Raw genomic sequence first — 17,738 nt, forward strand, 5'->3', positions numbered from 1 at the left:
TTACTCCAAATTCTGGACCTGCTCGCGGAACTGGTCGATCACGACTTTCAGCTCGATGCCGGCAGCGGTGACCGCCGAGGCATTCGACTTCGAGCAGATGGTATTCGATTCGCGGTTAAATTCCTGTGCAAGGAAGTCCAGCCGGCGCCCGGCGGGGCCACCTTTCACCAGGAGATCGCGCGCTGCGGCGATATGAGCCTTCAGACGATCGATTTCCTCGCGTAGATCCGCCTTGGTCGCCAACAGCGCGGCTTCGGCATGCAGCCTGTCGCGGTCGAGCGCGGCCATGCCGTCCATCAACAGGGCGACCTGAGCGGCAAGCCGCGCGGCGATCTCCTGCGGCGAGCGCGACGGATCGGCCTCGATCGTCCGTGTCAGGCCCTCGATCGTCGTGACGTGGTCGTGAAGAATGCGGGCCAGCGCCGAACCTTCCTGTTCGCGCATCGCTCTCAGATCGGCAAGCGCGGCCAGCAGGCCGGCAGCGATATCGGCGTCACGGGCGGCAAGCGCCTCCTCGCCATCCTCGCTTTCGCGGAATTCGACGATGCCGCGCACCAGAAGCAGCGTATCGAGCTTCAGCGGCGCCGGATCGATGACACCGTCCAACTGCTCGCGCATGGCCAGCACGGCGGCAAGAGCCTCCTTGTTCAGCACCGCCTCGAAACGGTTCTCGTCGGCACTGACGGATAGCGATGCCTGCAGGTTGCCGCGGCTGAAGCTTTCACCGGCGAGGCGGCGGACCTCTGCCTCCATGCGTTCGAGACCGGGCGGCAGGCGCAGGCGCAGGTCGAGACCTTTGCCGTTGACCGAGCGCAGTTCCCATGCCCAGCGCCAGCGGCCGCTCGTTCCCTCGCGCCGCGCAAAACCGGTCATGGACTGCAAAGCCATGCGAGCCTCCCGAAAGTCTCAGTTGATCTTCTTTTTCTTCGGCGGCGCGACGGTCGCGCCATTGTCCGCCGGCTGCTCTTCCGGCTGGCCGTCGACTGCGATGTTCGGGTCCGAACCCTTGTCGGCTTCGAGCTTGCGCCATCGCTTGACGTTGGCGTTGTGCTCCTCGAGCGTCGCAGAGAAAACATGGCCGCCGGTGCCGTCGGCGACGAAATAGAGATCCTGCGTCTTCCAGGGATTGGCGACGGCTTCCAGCGCATCCTTGCCGGGATTGGCGATCGGCGTCGGCGGCAGACCCTTGATGACATAGGTGTTGTAAGGTGTGTCCCGCTTCAGGTCCGACTGGTAGATCGGCCGGTCGGCCGGTTTACCCTCGCCGCCGAAGAGGCCGTAGATGATCGTTGGGTCGGACTGCAGGCGCATACCCTTGCCGAGCCGGTTCAGAAAAACGGAGGCGACATGGGCTCGCTCGTCGGGAACGCCGGTTTCCTTTTCGACGATCGAGGCGAGTGTCACGAACTCCTCCTTGGATCGCAGCGGCAGCGACTGGTCGCGCTTGTCCCAGATCTGATCGACGAGCTTCTGCTGCGCAGCCGCCATCTGTTCGATGATTTCCGAGCGCTTGGTGCCGCGCGAGAATTTGTAGGTATCCGGACGCAGGCTGCCCTCGGTCGGCAATGCCGCCGGCAAGTCGCCTTCCAGCACAGTATCCTGCAGCATGCGGTCGAACATCTGGCGGACCGTCAGACCCTCAGGGAAGGAAACGGAATAGAGAATGGACTTGCCCGATTTCAGCAGCTCCATGATATCCCTCATGGAGGCCCTCGCCTTGATCTCGTATTCACCCGCCTTCAGGCTCTCTCCGGCAGAAAGATGCGTTGCCGTGAGGTAGCGGAAGATGCGGGCATCGCTAATGATCGCGTTGCGCTCGAGGTTCGAGGCGATTTCGGTCAGACCAGCGCCGTTGCGGACGATGAAATTGGTGTTGGTCTGCAGCGGACCCGGGTTCCGATAGGTCGATGTGGCGTAGTAAAAGCCGATGACGGCGACGACGCAGACCAGAACCGCCATCGTCATGATGAAGTTCAGGAAAAGAACGACCTGGCCGCGGGCTTTCTTGGACCGCTTCGGCGGCTCCGGAACGCGCTCCGGACGCAGGGCTTCGCTCGGCGACTTCGGGATAATCGGTCCCTTCTGCGCCTGGGTATCGTTGCTCTGGTTCGTCGTATCGCTCACCGGCAATCCTCTAAAACTTGACCCTCACTTCGCTATTTCGCGAAGCAATGCGGCAAAAGCAGGTTCTGCCGCCGTTCAACGACGCCGCTGACGGTCGTTATGCTTTCGCACGCCCCCTTACGCAACGTAGAAGACGGCCGGTTTGCGGTGCAATGGAGACCCGTCACACCGCTTGCAGGACTCTTATTGCGCGTAACGGCGCAGTACGAGCGACGCGTTCGTGCCGCCGAACCCGAACGAGTTGGACAGCGCCACATTGATGTCTCGCTCACGCGCCTTGTGCGGAACAAGATCGATCGCCGTCTCCCGTTCGGGATTGTCGAGATTGAGCGTCGGCGGCGCGATATTGTCGCGAATGGCGAGCGTGGTGAAGATCGCCTCGATCGCGCCTGCAGCACCAAGAAGGTGTCCTGTCGCCGACTTGGTCGAGGACATGGAGATCTTCGACGCCGCATTGCCGACCAGCCGCTCGACGGCGCCGAGTTCAATCGTGTCGGCCATGGTCGAGGTACCGTGGGCATTGATGTAGTCGATATCGGCCGGCGTCAGCCCGGCGCGCTTCAGCGCCATCGTCATGCAGCGGCCGGCGCCCTCGCCGTCTTCGGAGGGTGCGGTGATGTGATAGGCGTCGCCCGACAGGCCGTAGCCGACGATTTCGGCGTAGATCCTGGCGCCGCGCGCCTTGGCGTGTTCCAGTTCCTCGAGCACGACGATGCCGGCGCCTTCGCCCATGACGAAGCCATCGCGGTCGCGGTCATAGGGGCGCGACGCCTTTTGCGGATCGTCGTTGTGCTGGGTCGACAGCGCCTTGCAGGCGGCAAAGCCTGCCAGCGAAATGCGGCTCACGGGGGATTCCGTGCCGCCGGCGACCATGACGTCGGCATCACCAAGCGCAATCAAGCGCGCAGCATCGCCGATCGCATGCGCACCCGTCGAGCAGGCGGTGACGACCGAATGATTGGGTCCGCGCAGCTTGTGGCGGATCGAGACCTGGCCGGAGACGAGGTTGATCAGGCGGCCGGGAATGAAGAAGGGGGAGATGCGGCGCGGGCCTTTGTCGCGCAGGGTGTAACCCGCCTCGACGATGCCTTCGATGCCGCCGATGCCGGAGCCGATCAGCACGCCGGTGGCGATCTGGTCTTCATCGGTTTCAGGATGCCAGCCGGCATCGGCAAGCGCCATATCGGCGGCAGCCATGCCGTAGATGATGAAGGGATCGACCTTGCGCTGCTCCTTCGGCTCCATCCACTGATCGACATTGAAGGTGCCGTCGGTGCCGTCACCGATAGGAATGCGGCAGGCGATTTTGGCGGGAAGGTCGTCGACCTCGAATTCGGTGACGAGGCGGGCGCCGTTCTGACCGGCAAGCAGCCGGGACCACGTCACCTCGGTTCCGCATCCCAAGGGTGATACCATGCCGGTACCAGTGATGACGACACGTCTCATCGCGTGCTTTCCCCCGTCTCTTATGTTCTATGGAGAAATATGCCGAAAAGAAAAGGGCGGACTCCAGGCCCGCCCTTTCTCAAATTCACAGGATCAGGCCTGGGCCTTCTCAATAAACTTCACTGCATCGCCGACCGTCAGGATCGAGTCGGCAGCGTCGTCAGGAATTTCGACGCCGAATTCTTCTTCGAAAGCCATGACAAGTTCGACCGTGTCGAGCGAGTCAGCGCCCAGATCGTCGATAAAGCTGGCGCTCTCGACGACCTTGTCGGCATCAACGCCAAGATGATCAATAACAATTTTCTTTACGCGTTCTGCGATATCGCTCATGTCGGTTTCCTCGACCTTATGTCCTGATCGGAATGCCATCGCGGCACCCCTACCCTGTTTCAGCCTGCGATGTTTTCAGACATCCTCGGCAAACTCGTTTACCCGGCTTCAGAGATGTCCCAGGCTTGCAAAAAGCCCGCCGGTCCGTCTGCTTTCTCGGGACGACTGTTTACAGTCATGGCCCGCTTAACATGCTTTATGTCTGCCGCAAAGCCAGAAAATCAACGGTTCGTGATTGCTCAACATGCTATTGGCGGAATTATTCCCATGCCAGCGGTTTGTCGTTTCAGATCATCGCCATGCCGCCGTTTACGTGCAGCGTCTGGCCCGTCATATAGGCAGCCTCGGAGGACGCAAGGTAAGCAACCGCCGAAGCGACCTCGCCACCCGTGCCCATGCGCTTCATCGGGATCGCCCCCATGATCGCTTCCTTCTGCTTGTCGTTCAGCTTGCCGGTCATGGCGCTCTCGATGAAACCGGGCGCCACGCAATTGACCGTCACGTTGCGGGTGGCAATTTCCTGCGCCAGGGACTTGGTGAAGCCGATCATGCCGGCCTTGGAGGCGCAGTAATTGGCCTGCCCCGGATTGCCGGTGACGCCGACGACGGAGGTGATGTTGATGATGCGGCCATAGCGGCGGCGCATCATCGGATGCGTCAATTCGCGCGTCAGGCGGAAGGTCGATGTCAGGTTCACTTCGATGACGCTGTCCCAGTCCTCGTCGCTCATGCGCACGAACAGGCCGTCGCGGGTGATGCCGGCATTGTTGACGAGGATGTCGACGCCTTCAAGATCGGCCTCGGCCTTCTGGCCGAGCGCCTTGACCTCATCGCGGTCGGAGAGGTTGGCCGGGAAGATCTTGACGCGCTCGCCGAGATCGGCGGCCAGCGCTTCCAGCTTCTCGACGCGGGTGCCATGCAGGCCGACGATGGCACCCTGCTTATGAAGAAGGCGGGCGATTTCCTCGCCGATACCGCCCGATGCGCCTGTGACGAGAGCCTTGCGGCCGGAAAGATCGAACATGGAAACGTTCCTTATAACAGGGACACCAAATCCGGTGTCCGGGGATACCAATCAGGCCATGAGGGCGGCGACGGCCGCGTCGATATCCGCCGGACCGTTGACAGAGATGCCGTTGATCGTCTTGTCGATGCGGCGGGCAAGTCCGGTCAGCACCTTGCCGGAACCGAGTTCATAAAGCGTCGTGACGCCGTTTCTGGCGAACCATTCCACCGTCTCACGCCAGCGGACCTGACCGGTCACCTGCTCGACCAGAAGGCTGGCGATCTCGTCGGCGCCGGTCACCGGGGCTGCACGGACATTGGCGATGACAGGCACGACCGGATCGGATTTGGCGACCGTTGCCAGCGCTTCACGCATGGCGTCGGCGGCCGGCGCCATCAGCGTCGAATGGAAGGGAGCAGAGACCGGCAGCAGAATGGCGCGCTTGGCGCCCTTGTCGGTCGCAAGGGCGGCCGCCTTTTCGACGGCTGCCTTCTCGCCCGAGATGACGATCTGGCCGCCACCATTGTCGTTGGCGATCTGGCAGGCGCCGATGGCGGACGCTGCATCACAGACGGCAATGACGTCGGCATGTTCGAGGCCGATGATCGCGGCCATGGCGCCGACGCCGACGGGGACGGCGGCCTGCATGGCATTGCCGCGGATGCGCAACAGCCGTGCAGTATCGGCGAGCGAAAAGGTGCCGGCGGCGCAAAGTGCCGAATATTCGCCGAGCGAGTGGCCGGCGACGTAAGCGACCTTGGACTTCAGATCCAGCCCTTTGGCTTCGAGAACGCGGACGACGGCGATCGAGACGGCCATCAGCGCCGGCTGGGCGTTCGCGGTCAAGGTCAACGTATCCTCGGGACCGTTGAACATGACGTCCGAAAGCTTTTCACCGAGTGCCTCATCGACCTCTTGGAAAACGGCGCGGGCTTCGGCAAAATTCTCGGCGAGATCCTTGCCCATGCCGACGGCCTGACTGCCCTGACCGGGAAAAGTGAAAGCAATGGTCATTCTCATGTTCCCTGGCTCATGCCCCTGAATACGCCCCTTGAGGCTGTTTTGCCTCCAATTGACATTCTTTCCGGCAGAGTCAAGTGGCGGCTCATTCTCCGCAAAGCCTTTCGCACTGGCGCAAAAGCCCGGTTTTTGCTCTTGCGCTCCGCCAAATCCAGCCTAGATTTGCGCGGACCTTCCCAAGGCTGTCACCTCTCTCCCAAGGTTTTTCCATGAAGTACAATTCGCTAGGCCGCACCGAGATTTCCGTTTCAGAGATTTGCCTTGGCACCATGACCTGGGGTTCGCAGAACAGCGAAGCCGATGCGCATGCGCAGATGGACTACGCCGTCGAAAAGGGCGTCAATTTCTTCGATACGGCCGAACTTTATCCGACCACCCCGATTTCGGCCGCGACGCAGGGCTGGACGGAAGACTATATCGGCAGCTGGTTCAAGAAGACCGGCAAGCGCGGCGATATCGTGCTCGCCACCAAGGTCGCAGGCCGCGGTCGCGACTATATACGTGGTGGCGAAGGTGCCGATGCAAAGAATATCCGCCTGGCGCTCGAAGCCAGCCTGGCGCGCCTGAAGACGGATTACGTCGACCTCTACCAAATCCACTGGCCGAACCGCGGCCATTTCCATTTCCGTCAGAACTGGAGCTACAATCCCTTCAACCAGAACCGCGACGAGGCCGTCGCCAATATGCTCGACATCCTGGAAACGCTTGGCGCGCTGGTGAAGGAAGGCAAGATCCGCGCGATCGGCCTTTCCAACGAAACCACCTGGGGCATACAGAAATATCTGACGCTCGCCGAACAGAAGAGCCTGCCGCGGGTCGCCAGCGTCCAGAACGAATACAACTTGCTCTACCGCCATTTCGACCTCGATCTCGCCGAACTCTCGCATCATGAGGATGTCGGGCTGCTCGCTTATTCGCCGCTCGCCGGCGGCATCCTCTCCGGCAAATATGTCGATGGCGGCAGGCCGAAGGGTTCGCGCGGCTCGATCAACCACGATATCGGCGGTCGCCTGCAGCCGCTGCAGGAGCCGGCGACCAAAGCCTATCTGGAGATCGCTGCAACATACCGCCTCGACCCGGCAACAATGGCGCTCGCCTTCTGCCTGTCCAGGCCCTTCATGGCCTCGGCCATCATCGGCGCGACCTCGATGGAGCAGTTGAAAATCGATATCGGCGCGGCAGACATTACGCTTTCGAACGAGATCCTGGCGGAAATCGCCAAGGTGCACCGGCAGTATCCGCTGACGCTTTGACCCTATTTGTTTGGCGCCTGCCCGATGCCGACCATTGGCCGGCATCGGGTTCGGGTGTCCGATTACGCTTGCCTTTGCCCAAAAAATCCGTATAAGCCGCCCTGTTCGTTAACCCGGTCTTCTGGCTGGTGGCTGAACGGAGGGCCGGTTTCCTCACGGAAATCGTTCGGAACGGAAGCGTTCCAGCCTCCCGTGTCTCCGCTCTCGACCGTCTCGGAAACGCTTTCTTGCCTGGGTCCGCCCAATCAGGAGCAGTCGTTGAGGCTTAGCCGCCGAATATCGGGTTGAACCAAACGCAAGAAAGGCAAAGCTGTCATGGCTCTTTATGAACATGTATTCCTTGCCCGGCAGGATATTTCCGCTCAGCAGGTCGATGCCCTCGTAGAACAGTACAAGGGTGTGATCGAAGCGAATGGCGGTAAGGTCGGGCGTATCGAGAACTGGGGCCTCAAGTCCCTCACCTACCGCATCAAGAAGAACCGCAAGGCGCACTACGCCCTGATGGACATCGATGCACCGGCTGCTGCCGTCCAGGAAATGGAACGTCAGATGCGCATCAGCGAAGACGTTCTTCGCTACATGACGATCGCCGTCGAGAAGCATGAAGAAGGTCCGTCTGCCATGATGCAGAAGCGCGACCGTGACGACCGTCCGCGTGAAGGCGGCCGTGGCCCGCGTGAAGGCGGCTTCGGTGATCGCGACCGTGGTCCGCGTCCGCCGCGTGAAGGTGGCTTCGGCGATCGTGACGACCGTCCGCGCCGTCCGCGCGAAGACCGTGTATAAGGGAGATCTGAGATATGTCTGAAACTTCCTCCGCTCCGGTCCGCCGCCCGTTCCATCGCCGCCGCAAGACCTGCCCGTTCTCCGGCGCCAACGCGCCGCGGATCGACTACAAGGACGTACGCCTGCTGCAGCGCTACATTTCCGAGCGCGGCAAGATCGTTCCGTCCCGCATCACGGCCGTTTCCCAGAAGAAGCAGCGCGAACTCGCTCAGGCGATCAAGCGCGCCCGTTTCCTCGGCCTGCTGCCCTACGTCGTCGCCTGATTATCGGCCGACGCACACACTCTTGAGGGAAGGCATTCGTGCCTTCCCTTTTCCCTTCCGCGATGGGCGCGGATCGGAACTCCTAAAACCCATGTTGAGACGTTTCTGAATTTGATTCAGCAACATCCTCTAACTGCTTGATGAAGCAGGACAGCGACCTTGAAACGACCGAACATTAAAACGCTGCTGATCGGCGCACTCGCCGGATTGACCGCCGCCCTGCTGGTGCTGGGCGCGAGCATGCAGCCGTCGTTTTTCAGCGCGCTTCTCTACACGGCCTCGGCTCTGCCGATCCTCATCGTCGGGCTCGGCTGGGGCAATACCGCCGCGGTCTCGGCCGTCGTCAGCGCCGCGGCACTCGGCGCGATCCTGATCTCGCCTTCCTTCGCGCTGATCATGACGATGGTGACGCTGCTGCCGGCCGGTTGGCTCAGCCATCTCGCCAATCTGGCGCGTCCGGCCGCCGAACTCGGCGGACCCGACCATCTGCTTGCCTGGTATCCGCTCTCCGACATTCTGCTGCATCTCTGCGGTCTGGTGACCCTCGCCGTCATCGTCATCGGCGTGATCATCGGCTACGGGCCTGAGATCACCGATCCGATCGTCGATCTGCTGATCACCTCGCTCAAGCAGCAGCAGCCGGAATTCATGCCCGATCCGGCAGCGACCGCGCAGACCAAGTCGCTGATCCTGCTGATGCTGCCGGCTTTGCAGGGCGGCATGTGGGTCAGCATGCTGTTTGCCGCCTATTATTTCGCCGTGCGCATCGTTGCAGCCTCCGGCCGCGGCCTTCGCCCGCGCGAGGACATTCCCTCGTCGCTGCGGATGAACCGCAACTCGATCTTCATCTTCCTGGCCGGGCTTGCCGCCTGCTTTTTCGGCGGCGTTCCGGCACTGGTCGGCGCGACCGTGATCGGCGCCTTCGGTGCCGGTTTCATGCTTTCCGGTTTCGCCTCGCTGCATTTCCGCACGCGCGGCAAGGACTGGCGCATACCGGCCCTCATCCTCTGCTATCTGGCCTCGATGCTCATGCTGCTGCCAGCTCTCCTCATCCTCGTCCTCGGTCTCAGCGATACGCGCAAGGCGATCGCACTGACCCCGACGAAAGATGCTGATGCCCCCAAACAATCCGATACGAAAATCTGAGACACAAGAAAGGAAAAAGAAAATGCAAGTCATCCTTCTCGAACGCATCTCCAAGCTCGGCCAGATGGGCGAAACCGTAAAGGTTCGCGACGGCTTTGCCCGCAACTACCTGCTGCCGCTCGGCAAGGCGCTGCGCGCCAACGCTGCCAACAAGACCCGCTTCGAAGCCGAGCGCGCGACGCTCGAAGCCCGCAACCTCGAGCGCAAGTCAGAAGCCCAGACGGTCGCCGACGTTCTCGACGGCAAGTCCTTCATCGTCGTGCGCTCCGCCGGCGAAACCGGCCAGCTCTACGGTTCGGTTGCTGCCCGTGACGTCGTCGATATTCTCGGCGCCGAAGGCTTCAACATCGGCCGCAACCAGGTTCACCTCAACACGCCGATCAAGTCGATCGGCCTGCACAAGGTCGAGCTGCAGCTACATGCCGAAGTCGAAATCCACGTCGAGCTGAACGTTGCCCGTTCTGCCGAAGAGGCAGAGCGCCAGTCCAAGGGCGAAGAACTCACCTCGGTCGACGCGATCTACGGCGTCGACGAAGACGCGCTGCGTCCGGAAGACTTCTTCGATCCGGAAGCCGACGGCGTCGACGAAGACGAAGCATAATTCTCGTCGGAGTGATCCGCGTGAGGGAAAGCCCGGCCATCGCGCCGGGCTTTTTCGTTTCCACCCCTTCGATATGAGCCGCCGATCGGCTCGCTTCTTTTAAGGGGATTTTCCGGATGTTTTTGCTGCGTGCCTTATCGCATCGCGCTAAAGTAGCGTTCTCCGAAACGGATGGGCTGAGTCGGCGCCATGCCGTGTCGTGCGGGTGACACTGCCAGTATTTCTCCTTTGTGTCGCCCAAGACTGTGGAGAAGTCGAACAACGTGCACAGCGTTCAGGATTTAGGCGAAGCGAGCCCCCGCTCCTTTCGTAGCCTCTTGATTTTCGCGTCCGGAATTGCAAATCCGGAACTGGAAAAAGACAGAACGGATGATGATGAACGACGCCGCTCGAAAGATTACAGCTGTTGCCTCGTCAGAGCAGCACTACCGCGAAGCGCCCAACAATATCGAAGCCGAGCAGGCGCTTCTGGGTGCAATCCTGATGAACAACGACGCCTATTACCGGGTGTCAGACTTCCTGAAGCCGATCCATCTCTATGAACCGCTGCATCGGAAGATCTTCGAGGTTGCCGGCGATATCATCCGCATGGGCAAGATCGCCAATCCGGTGACGATCAAGACCTTCCTGAAGGCCGACGAGAAGGTCGGCGACATGACGGTTTCGCAATATCTGGCGAGCCTGGTCAGCAATGCCGTCACCGTCATCAATGCCGAGGATTACGGTCGGGCGATCTACGACCTGGCGCTGCGCCGGGCGCTGATCACCATCGGCGAGGACGTCGTCAACATCGCCTATGACGCGCCGCTCGACATGCCGCCGCAGTCGCAGATCGAGGATACCGAACGCCGCCTCTTCGAACTGGCGGAAAACGGTCGCTACGACGGCGGCTTCCAGGCCTTCAACGATGCGGTCGCGCTGGCGATCGACATGGCGGCCGTCGCCAAGGAACGTGACGGCGGGCTTTCCGGCATTTCCACCGGCATCCATTCGCTGGATTCCAAGATGGGCGGTTTGCAGCGGTCGGACTTGATCGTGCTTGCCGGACGCCCCGGCATGGGCAAGACCTCACTTGCTACAAACATCGCCTACAATATTGCGGCCGCCTACGAAGGCGAAGTCCAGTCGGACGGCAGCATGAAGGCGAAGAACGGCGGCGTCGTCGGTTTCTACTCGCTCGAAATGTCGTCCGAACAGCTTGCCACCCGTATCATCTCCGAGCAGACGGAAGTCTCCTCCTCGAAGATCCGCCGCGGCGACATCAACGATGCCGATTTCGAAAAGCTCGTCGCCTGCTCGATGATGATGCAGAAGGTGCCGCTCTTTATCGACCAGACCGGCGGCATCTCGATCGCCCAGCTTTCGGCCCGCGCGCGCCGTCTGAAGCGCCAGCGCGGCCTCGACGTGCTTGTGGTCGACTACATTCAGCTGATGACCGGCTCGGGCAAATCCAGCGACAACCGCGTGCAGGAAATCACCCAGATCACCACCGGCCTCAAGGCGCTCGGCAAGGAGCTCAACGTTCCGATCATCGCGCTGTCGCAGCTCTCGCGTCAGGTCGAAAGCCGCGACGACAAGCGGCCGCAGTTGTCCGACCTTCGCGAATCCGGCTCGATCGAGCAGGACGCCGACGTCGTGCTCTTCGTGTTCCGCGAGGAATATTACGTCAAGAATTCGGAGCCGCGCGACATCCACGATCCGAAATATCCGGAATGGGAAGCGCTGTTCGACAAGGTGAAGGGCACGGCCGACGTCATCATCGCCAAGCAGCGCCACGGGCCGACGGGCACGGTGAAGCTCGCCTTCCAGGCGGAATTCACGCGCTTTGCCGATCTCGCCGATCCCTCCTTCACCCAATATGAAGAGCACTGATCGTGGGCCGGTGCTGCAACGCAGCGGCCGGACTTTCCCCCGACAATATTGACCTCTAAACTGGCCGGAGAATCCTTCTCCGGCCTCTTTTCGATGTGGATCATGAGCGAATTTTTCGACGCCCCCGAAGACGACAACTTTGCCTCAGCAGGCCTGCGGTTGACCGTCGACCTGACCGCTCTGACGGAGAACTGGCGCGACATGGCGCGCCGCTCCGGTGCGGCGCGCGCCTCGGCGGTCGTCAAGGCAGATGCCTATGGCATGGGCATCGAGGATGCCGGCGAAGCGCTCTACATGGCAGGCGCGCGCGACTTCTTCGTCGCGACCGTCGACGAGGGCGTGACGCTTCGCCTCTATGCGCCCGAGGCGCGCATCTTCGTGCTCTCAGGCATCTGGCCAGGCACCGAGCGGCGCTTCTTCGACAATGATCTAGTGCCGGTGATTTCCTCCGACGAGCAGCTCGCCTTCTGGATGGCGGTGCTTGCCGATTACGGCGACTACCCCTGCGCGCTGCATGTCGATACCGGCTTCAATCGGCTCGGACTGCATATCGACGATGCGATCGCGCTCGCCAACGACGTCTCACGGCCGGCGAGCTTCGCGCCCGTGCTTGTCATGAGCCATCTCGCCTGCGCCGATGATCCCACCCATGCGATGAACCGGCAGCAGCTCGAATCATTCCGAAGGGTTAGCGCCGCTTATGAAGGTATCGATTCAAGCCTTGCCGCCTCGGCCGGCATCTTTCTCGGTGAGGATTATCACTTCGACCTGACCCGCCCCGGCATCGCGCTCTATGGCGGCGAAGCGGTCAGCGGCATGGCGAACCCGATGCGGCCCGTCGCGACGGCGGAAGCGCGCATCATCCAGGTGCGCAGCGTCGAAGCCGGCGAGACGGTCAGCTATGGGCGGGCGCTGCAGCTTCCCCGCGAAAGCCGGCTGGCGATCGCCTCGGCCGGCTATGCCGACGGCTACATGCGCAGCCAGTCGAGCGGCGGTGTGCCGCTGCGCCAGGTGGTGCCGCAAGGCGGGCAAGGTTTCATCGCCGGACACAAGGTTCCGGTTGCCGGCCGGATCACTATGGACCTGACGATCTTCGATATCACCGACCTGCCTGACAACGCCGTGCGCGCCGGGGATTATGTCGAGCTGTTCGGAAAGAACATGCCGGTGGACGATGTGGCGCGGACATCCGGCACGATCGGATACGAGATTCTGACCAGCATGGGGCTGCGCCACGAACGGCGCTACGTGGCCGAGGATTAGCGGCCGTTCTATTCAACGGCTGCTGAGGGCGAGACGGACACCGAGCGCCACGAAAAGCGCACCGAGGCCGCGATCGAGCCAGAGGCCGATTTTTTGATTATGCCTGATTGCATCCGCAAGGCGCCCGCCGAGAAGGACGAGCGGCGGTTCGATGAAGGCGGCGACGACGATAATGAGCGCGCCATGCAGCATGAGCTGAGCCCATGCCGGCCCTGCCCCTTCGACGACGAACTGCGGCAGGAAGGCCAGGAAGAATATCGCCACTTTCGGATTGAGCAGCGACACCAGAATTCCCTGCCGATAGATTCTTGCAACCGGCAAACTTTCACCAGCAGCCGTTATCAGGCCATCGCCGCCACCGGAGCGCAAAGCCTGAATGCCGAGCCAGACGAGATAGGCCGCACCGATCCATTTGACCGTCGAGAAGGCGACGGCGGAAGCGGCAAGTATGGCAGAGAGGCCGAGTGCAGCCATCAGTACATGCAGGCAGGCGCCGGACCAGACACCGAACAGCGCCGAAAAACCGGCACGTTTTCCGCTTCTCATCGTATGACCGAGGATGAAGGCGATGTCGGGGCCGGGCGAGAGATTGAGCAGAACCGCCGCCGACAGAAATGCAAGCCAGTGCGCAAACGAATAATCGAACATCTTCACCATTCCAGATAAGCAGAAGCAAAGGATAGGCATCGGTGCGCTGATGGGGAAATCATTAGTTTTGATCCGTTGCGATAGCCATTATCTCAAGCACGACAATGATTCGATGAAGCGGCGCGTCGCTTCACTCGCGAACCCGGACTGAAAGAGTATTTGATGGCGAAGGCCAGAACACAATTCATCTGCCAGAGTTGCGGCACGGTTCATAACCGCTGGGCCGGCAAATGCGAGAACTGCGGCGAGTGGAACACCATCGTCGAGGAAGACCCGATGGGCGGGATCGGCTCCGGTCCCGGCAAGACGCCGAAGAAGGGCCGACCGGTGGCGCTGACGGCACTCTCCGGCGAAATCGAGGAGGCGCCACGCATCCATACCGCCATGTCGGAGCTCGACCGGGCGCTCGGCGGCGGTTTCGTGCGCGGTTCGGCGGTGCTGATCGGCGGCGATCCCGGCATCGGTAAATCGACGCTGCTGATGCAGGCCGCCGCCGCCCTTGCACGGCGCGGCCACAAGATCATCTACGTCTCCGGCGAAGAAGCCGTGGCGCAGGTGCGGCTGCGGGCGCAACGCCTTGCGGCAGCCGATACCGATGTGATGCTGGCAGCCGAAACCAATGTCGAGGATATTCTGGCGACGCTCGCCGAGGGCAAGCGGCCGGACCTCGTCATCATCGATTCCATCCAGACGCTATGGAGCGAACTTGCCGAATCCGCCCCGGGAACGGTGACGCAGGTGCGCACCGGCGTGCAGGCAATGATCCGTTTCGCCAAGCAGACGGGTGCCGCCATGGTGCTCGTCGGCCACGTGACCAAGGACGGGCAGATCGCCGGCCCGCGCGTTGTCGAGCACATGGTCGACGCCGTGCTCTATTTCGAAGGCGATCGCGGCCATCACTACCGCATCCTGCGCACTGTCAAGAACCGCTTCGGCCCGACCGACGAGATCGGCGTCTTCGAAATGTCAGACAAAGGTTTGCGCGAAGTCGCCAACCCCTCGGAACTCTTCCTCGGCGAGCGCAACGAAAAATCGCCGGGGGCTGCCGTCTTCGCCGGCATGGAGGGCACCCGCCCCATTCTCGTCGAGGTGCAGGCGCTGGTGGCCCCAACCTCGCTCGGCACGCCGCGGCGCGCCGTGGTCGGCTGGGATTCGGCACGGCTGTCGATGATCCTTGCGGTGCTGGAAGCCCATTGCGGCGTCAGGCTCGGCCAGCACGACGTCTATCTCAACGTCGCCGGCGGTTACCGCATCTCCGAACCGGCGGCCGATCTTGCCGTCGCCTCGGCGCTCGTTTCCTCGCTTGCCGGTATTGCCCTTCCTGCCGATTGCGTCTATTTCGGCGAAGTCAGCCTGTCGGGTGCCATCCGGCCGGTTGCGCACACCGCCCAGCGTCTCAAGGAAGCCGAGAAGCTGGGATTTTCCGCAGCGCTGCTTCCGTCCGCCTCCACCGAATTGCCGAAGGGCTCCGGCGGGCGCTGGAGCGAAGTCGCAAGCCTGCCGGATCTGGTCGCGCGCATCGCCGGATCGAAGGGGGCGCTACGTGTGGAAGACGACGTTTGATCCTTTCATTGCCAAGAGTGGTGATGATATAGGAGCACACGATAAGGCACGACACGGCCGCCAAGCGGCAGTCCTGGAGTTGAATTTACATGCCCATTACGATTTTCGACGGTATTGTCATCGGCGTCGTGCTCTTCTCCGCCGTGCTGGCGATGGTCCGCGGCTTTTCGCGCGAGATCCTCTCGATCGCGAGTTGGGGCGGTTCGGCCGCCGCTGCCTATTACCTCTATCCCTACCTGCTGCCCTATGCGAAAAAATACACCGATGACGACCGCATCGCGATCGTCGGTTCGGCAGCGGTCGTCTTCCTGATCGCGCTCATCGTCATCTCCTTCATTACGATGAAGATCGCCGATTTCATCATCGACAGCCGTGTCGGCGCGCTCGACCGCACACTCGGCTTCCTGTTCGGGGCAGCGCGCGGCGTGCTGCTCCTCGTCGTCGCCGTCGCCTTCTGGAACTGGCTCGTCGATGCCGACCACCGTCCGGCCTGGGTCAACGAAGCGAAGTCGAAGCCCTTCCTGGATTCGATGGTCGTGAAGCTGAAATCGGTTCTGCCGGAGCAATTTGCCCAGATGATACCGGAAAGCATCCGTGATAAGCTGCAGCCGCCGGCACAGGGCGCCGAAGGTACCACTCCGCCGACGGGCGACCAGGCTCCGGCGGAAGACGCACCGACCGCGCCCGCAGACGGCGCGCAGCAGCCGGCGAATTGACACAGTGTTCAAGAGCTTGACCCGCCATCCGGCAATCGCCATTTGAGCGGGACGTGAAATGAGGGTCCGGCCGAGCATTCCAGCTCCGTCGGGCTCAGCTATTTCTGGAAATGCCGATCCATTCTTGTGAGAGCAGAGGCCCGCAGAAATGAACCAGTCCCATTCCTTCCCGACCGACGATCCGCTCGACGGAGATACGCTGCATGAAGAATGCGGGGTTTTCGGAATTCTGGGACACCCTGATGCCGCCGCGCTCACGGCTCTTGGCCTGCATGCTCTGCAGCACCGCGGGCAGGAAGCGGCCGGCATCGTCTCCTTCGACGGCAAGCGCTTTTATCAAGAGCGCCACATGGGCCTTGTCGGCGACCACTATACCAATCCGATGACGCTCGCCCGCCTGCCCGGCAGCATTACGATCGGTCATACCCGCTACTCGACAACCGGCGAAGTGGCCATGCGCAACGTGCAGCCGCTCTTTGCCGAACTGGAAGAAGGCGGCATCGCCATTGCCCATAACGGCAATTTCACCAACGGCCTGACGCTGCGCCGCCAGATCATCGCGACCGGCGCCATCTGTCAGTCGACCTCCGATACCGAAGTCGTCCTTCACCTCATCGCCCGTTCCCGCCACGCTTCTACGTCCGACCGCTTCATCGACGCCATTCGTCAGATGGAAGGCGGCTATTCGATGCTCGCCATGACGCGCACCAAACTGATTGCCGCCCGCGACCCGACCGGCATCCGCCCGTTGGTGATGGGCGAACTCGACGGCAAGCCGATCTTCTGCTCGGAGACCTGCGCGCTCGACATTATCGGCGCCAAGTTCATCCGCGACGTTGAGAACGGCGAAGTCGTCATCTGCGAAATCCAGCCTGACGGTTCGATCAGCATCGATGCGCGCAAGCCCAGCAAGCCGCAACCCGAGCGCCTCTGCCTGTTCGAATATGTCTATTTCGCCCGCCCGGATTCGGTCGTTGGCGGCCGCAACGTCTATACGACGCGGAAGCACATGGGCATGAACCTTGCCAAGGAATCGCCCGTCGATGCCGACGTGATCGTGCCGGTGCCGGATGGCGGCACACCGGCGGCGCTCGGCTATGCGCAGCAGAGCGGCATTCCCTTCGAATACGGCATCATCCGCAACCACTATGTCGGGCGCACCTTCATCGAGCCGACGCAGCAGATTCGCGCCTTCGGTGTGAAGCTGAAGCATTCGGCCAACCGGGCGATGATCGAAGGCAAGCGCGTGGTGCTGGTCGATGATTCCATCGTGCGTGGCACGACGTCTCTCAAGATCGTCCAGATGATCCGCGAAGCCGGGGCGCGCGAAGTCCATGTCCGCGTAGCAAGCCCGATGATCTTCTTCCCGGATTTCTACGGCATCGACACGCCTGACGCAGACAAGCTGCTGGCAAATCAGTATGCCGATGTCGAAGCCATGGCCAAATATATCGGCGCGGATTCGCTCGCCTTCCTGTCGATCGACGGCCTCTATCGCGCCGTTGGCGGCGAGGATCGCAATCCGGTCCGGCCGCAGTTCACCGACCATTATTTCACCGGCGACTATCCGACCCGCCTGCTCGACAAGAACGGCGAGTCCATGGGCAACAAAATTTCGATGCTTGCCAGCAACGGCTGACACGGCGCGCCGGCTTTTCCATTGTCCATCCCGAGGGGTGCATTGCACCCCTCTCCCTTCGTGAG

General features: G+C 61.7%; 17 protein-coding genes. 10 read left to right on the forward strand and 7 right to left on the reverse strand.

The genetic code is table 11. The features are described from left to right. The 6 genes from FFM53_RS05195 to fabD form a co-directional block, all read right to left on the reverse strand. Window positions 1–888: a YicC/YloC family endoribonuclease gene (locus FFM53_RS05195; RefSeq protein ID WP_029872960.1), complete on the reverse strand. Its 888-nt coding sequence runs from the start codon at window positions 886–888 to the stop codon at window positions 1–3. A gap of 18 nt (window positions 889–906) precedes the next feature. Then, window positions 907–2,124, reverse strand: coding sequence for an endolytic transglycosylase MltG (gene mltG / locus FFM53_RS05200; protein WP_138328367.1), 1,218 nt, complete (start codon window positions 2,122–2,124; stop codon window positions 907–909). Between the two features lie 183 nt (window positions 2,125–2,307). Continuing rightward, a complete protein-coding gene (gene fabF, locus FFM53_RS05205; RefSeq protein ID WP_138387633.1) occupies window positions 2,308–3,570 on the reverse strand; it encodes a beta-ketoacyl-ACP synthase II in 1,263 nt (420 codons plus the stop codon). A 93-nt stretch (window positions 3,571–3,663) separates the two neighbouring features. Further along, complete coding sequence (locus tag FFM53_RS05210) at window positions 3,664–3,900, reverse strand: acyl carrier protein (RefSeq protein WP_003547058.1); 237 nt, start codon at window positions 3,898–3,900, stop codon at window positions 3,664–3,666. Window positions 3,901–4,186: 286 nt separating this feature from the next. Then, the gene (gene fabG / locus FFM53_RS05215) at window positions 4,187–4,924 is read right to left on the reverse strand and encodes a 3-oxoacyl-[acyl-carrier-protein] reductase (RefSeq protein WP_128401248.1); all 738 of its coding nucleotides are present in this window, start codon (window positions 4,922–4,924) and stop codon (window positions 4,187–4,189) included. A 51-nt stretch (window positions 4,925–4,975) separates the two neighbouring features. Then, window positions 4,976–5,920 (reverse strand): ACP S-malonyltransferase, encoded by a 945-nt coding sequence (gene fabD, locus FFM53_RS05220; protein WP_138387634.1) that lies wholly within the window; start codon window positions 5,918–5,920, stop codon window positions 4,976–4,978. A gap of 215 nt (window positions 5,921–6,135) precedes the next feature. Here fabD and FFM53_RS05225 point away from each other — a divergent pair, with 215 nt between their 5' ends. The 7 genes from FFM53_RS05225 (at window position 6,136) to alr (ending at window position 13,107) form a co-directional block, all read left to right on the forward strand. Then, entirely contained in the window at window positions 6,136–7,179 is a 1,044-nt protein-coding gene (locus FFM53_RS05225; RefSeq protein WP_138328372.1) for an aldo/keto reductase, read from the forward strand. A 315-nt stretch (window positions 7,180–7,494) separates the two neighbouring features. Continuing rightward, window positions 7,495–7,962 (forward strand): 30S ribosomal protein S6, encoded by a 468-nt coding sequence (gene rpsF, locus FFM53_RS05230; protein WP_003547040.1) that lies wholly within the window; start codon window positions 7,495–7,497, stop codon window positions 7,960–7,962. A 14-nt stretch (window positions 7,963–7,976) separates the two neighbouring features. Beyond that, the gene (gene rpsR, locus FFM53_RS05235) at window positions 7,977–8,225 is read left to right on the forward strand and encodes a 30S ribosomal protein S18 (protein ID WP_003547038.1); all 249 of its coding nucleotides are present in this window, start codon (window positions 7,977–7,979) and stop codon (window positions 8,223–8,225) included. A gap of 159 nt (window positions 8,226–8,384) precedes the next feature. Continuing rightward, a complete protein-coding gene (locus FFM53_RS05240; RefSeq protein WP_011651242.1) occupies window positions 8,385–9,371 on the forward strand; it encodes a hypothetical protein in 987 nt (328 codons plus the stop codon). A gap of 22 nt (window positions 9,372–9,393) precedes the next feature. Next, window positions 9,394–9,972, forward strand: a complete 579-nt coding sequence (gene rplI / locus FFM53_RS05245; protein WP_011651241.1) for a 50S ribosomal protein L9 — start codon at window positions 9,394–9,396, stop codon at window positions 9,970–9,972. 375 nt (window positions 9,973–10,347) lie between these two features. Continuing rightward, on the forward strand, window positions 10,348–11,844 hold the full coding sequence (locus FFM53_RS05250; protein WP_027685267.1) for a replicative DNA helicase: 1,497 nt from the start codon (window positions 10,348–10,350) through the stop codon (window positions 11,842–11,844). Window positions 11,845–11,937: 93 nt separating this feature from the next. Beyond that, the gene (alr, locus tag FFM53_RS05255) at window positions 11,938–13,107 is read left to right on the forward strand and encodes an alanine racemase (RefSeq protein WP_173883642.1); all 1,170 of its coding nucleotides are present in this window, start codon (window positions 11,938–11,940) and stop codon (window positions 13,105–13,107) included. Between the two features lie 12 nt (window positions 13,108–13,119). Here alr and FFM53_RS05260 read toward each other — a convergent pair whose 3' ends face one another. After that, the gene (locus FFM53_RS05260) at window positions 13,120–13,755 is read right to left on the reverse strand and encodes a LysE family translocator (protein WP_138328374.1); all 636 of its coding nucleotides are present in this window, start codon (window positions 13,753–13,755) and stop codon (window positions 13,120–13,122) included. A gap of 162 nt (window positions 13,756–13,917) precedes the next feature. Here FFM53_RS05260 and radA point away from each other — a divergent pair, with 162 nt between their 5' ends. The 3 genes from radA (at window position 13,918) to purF (ending at window position 17,673) form a co-directional block, all read left to right on the forward strand. Further along, a complete protein-coding gene (gene radA / locus FFM53_RS05265) occupies window positions 13,918–15,318 on the forward strand; it encodes a DNA repair protein RadA (protein ID WP_138328375.1) in 1,401 nt (466 codons plus the stop codon). A gap of 89 nt (window positions 15,319–15,407) precedes the next feature. Further along, window positions 15,408–16,034, forward strand: a complete 627-nt coding sequence (locus tag FFM53_RS05270; RefSeq protein ID WP_029872969.1) for a CvpA family protein — start codon at window positions 15,408–15,410, stop codon at window positions 16,032–16,034. 148 nt (window positions 16,035–16,182) lie between these two features. Then, on the forward strand, window positions 16,183–17,673 hold the full coding sequence (gene purF, locus FFM53_RS05275) for an amidophosphoribosyltransferase (RefSeq protein WP_138387637.1): 1,491 nt from the start codon (window positions 16,183–16,185) through the stop codon (window positions 17,671–17,673). The last annotated feature ends 65 nt before the right edge of the window (window positions 17,674–17,738 follow it).

Origin of the sequence: Rhizobium indicum, from assembly GCF_005862305.2 — a bacterium.
Taxonomy (GTDB): Bacteria; Pseudomonadota; Alphaproteobacteria; order Rhizobiales; family Rhizobiaceae; genus Rhizobium; species Rhizobium indicum.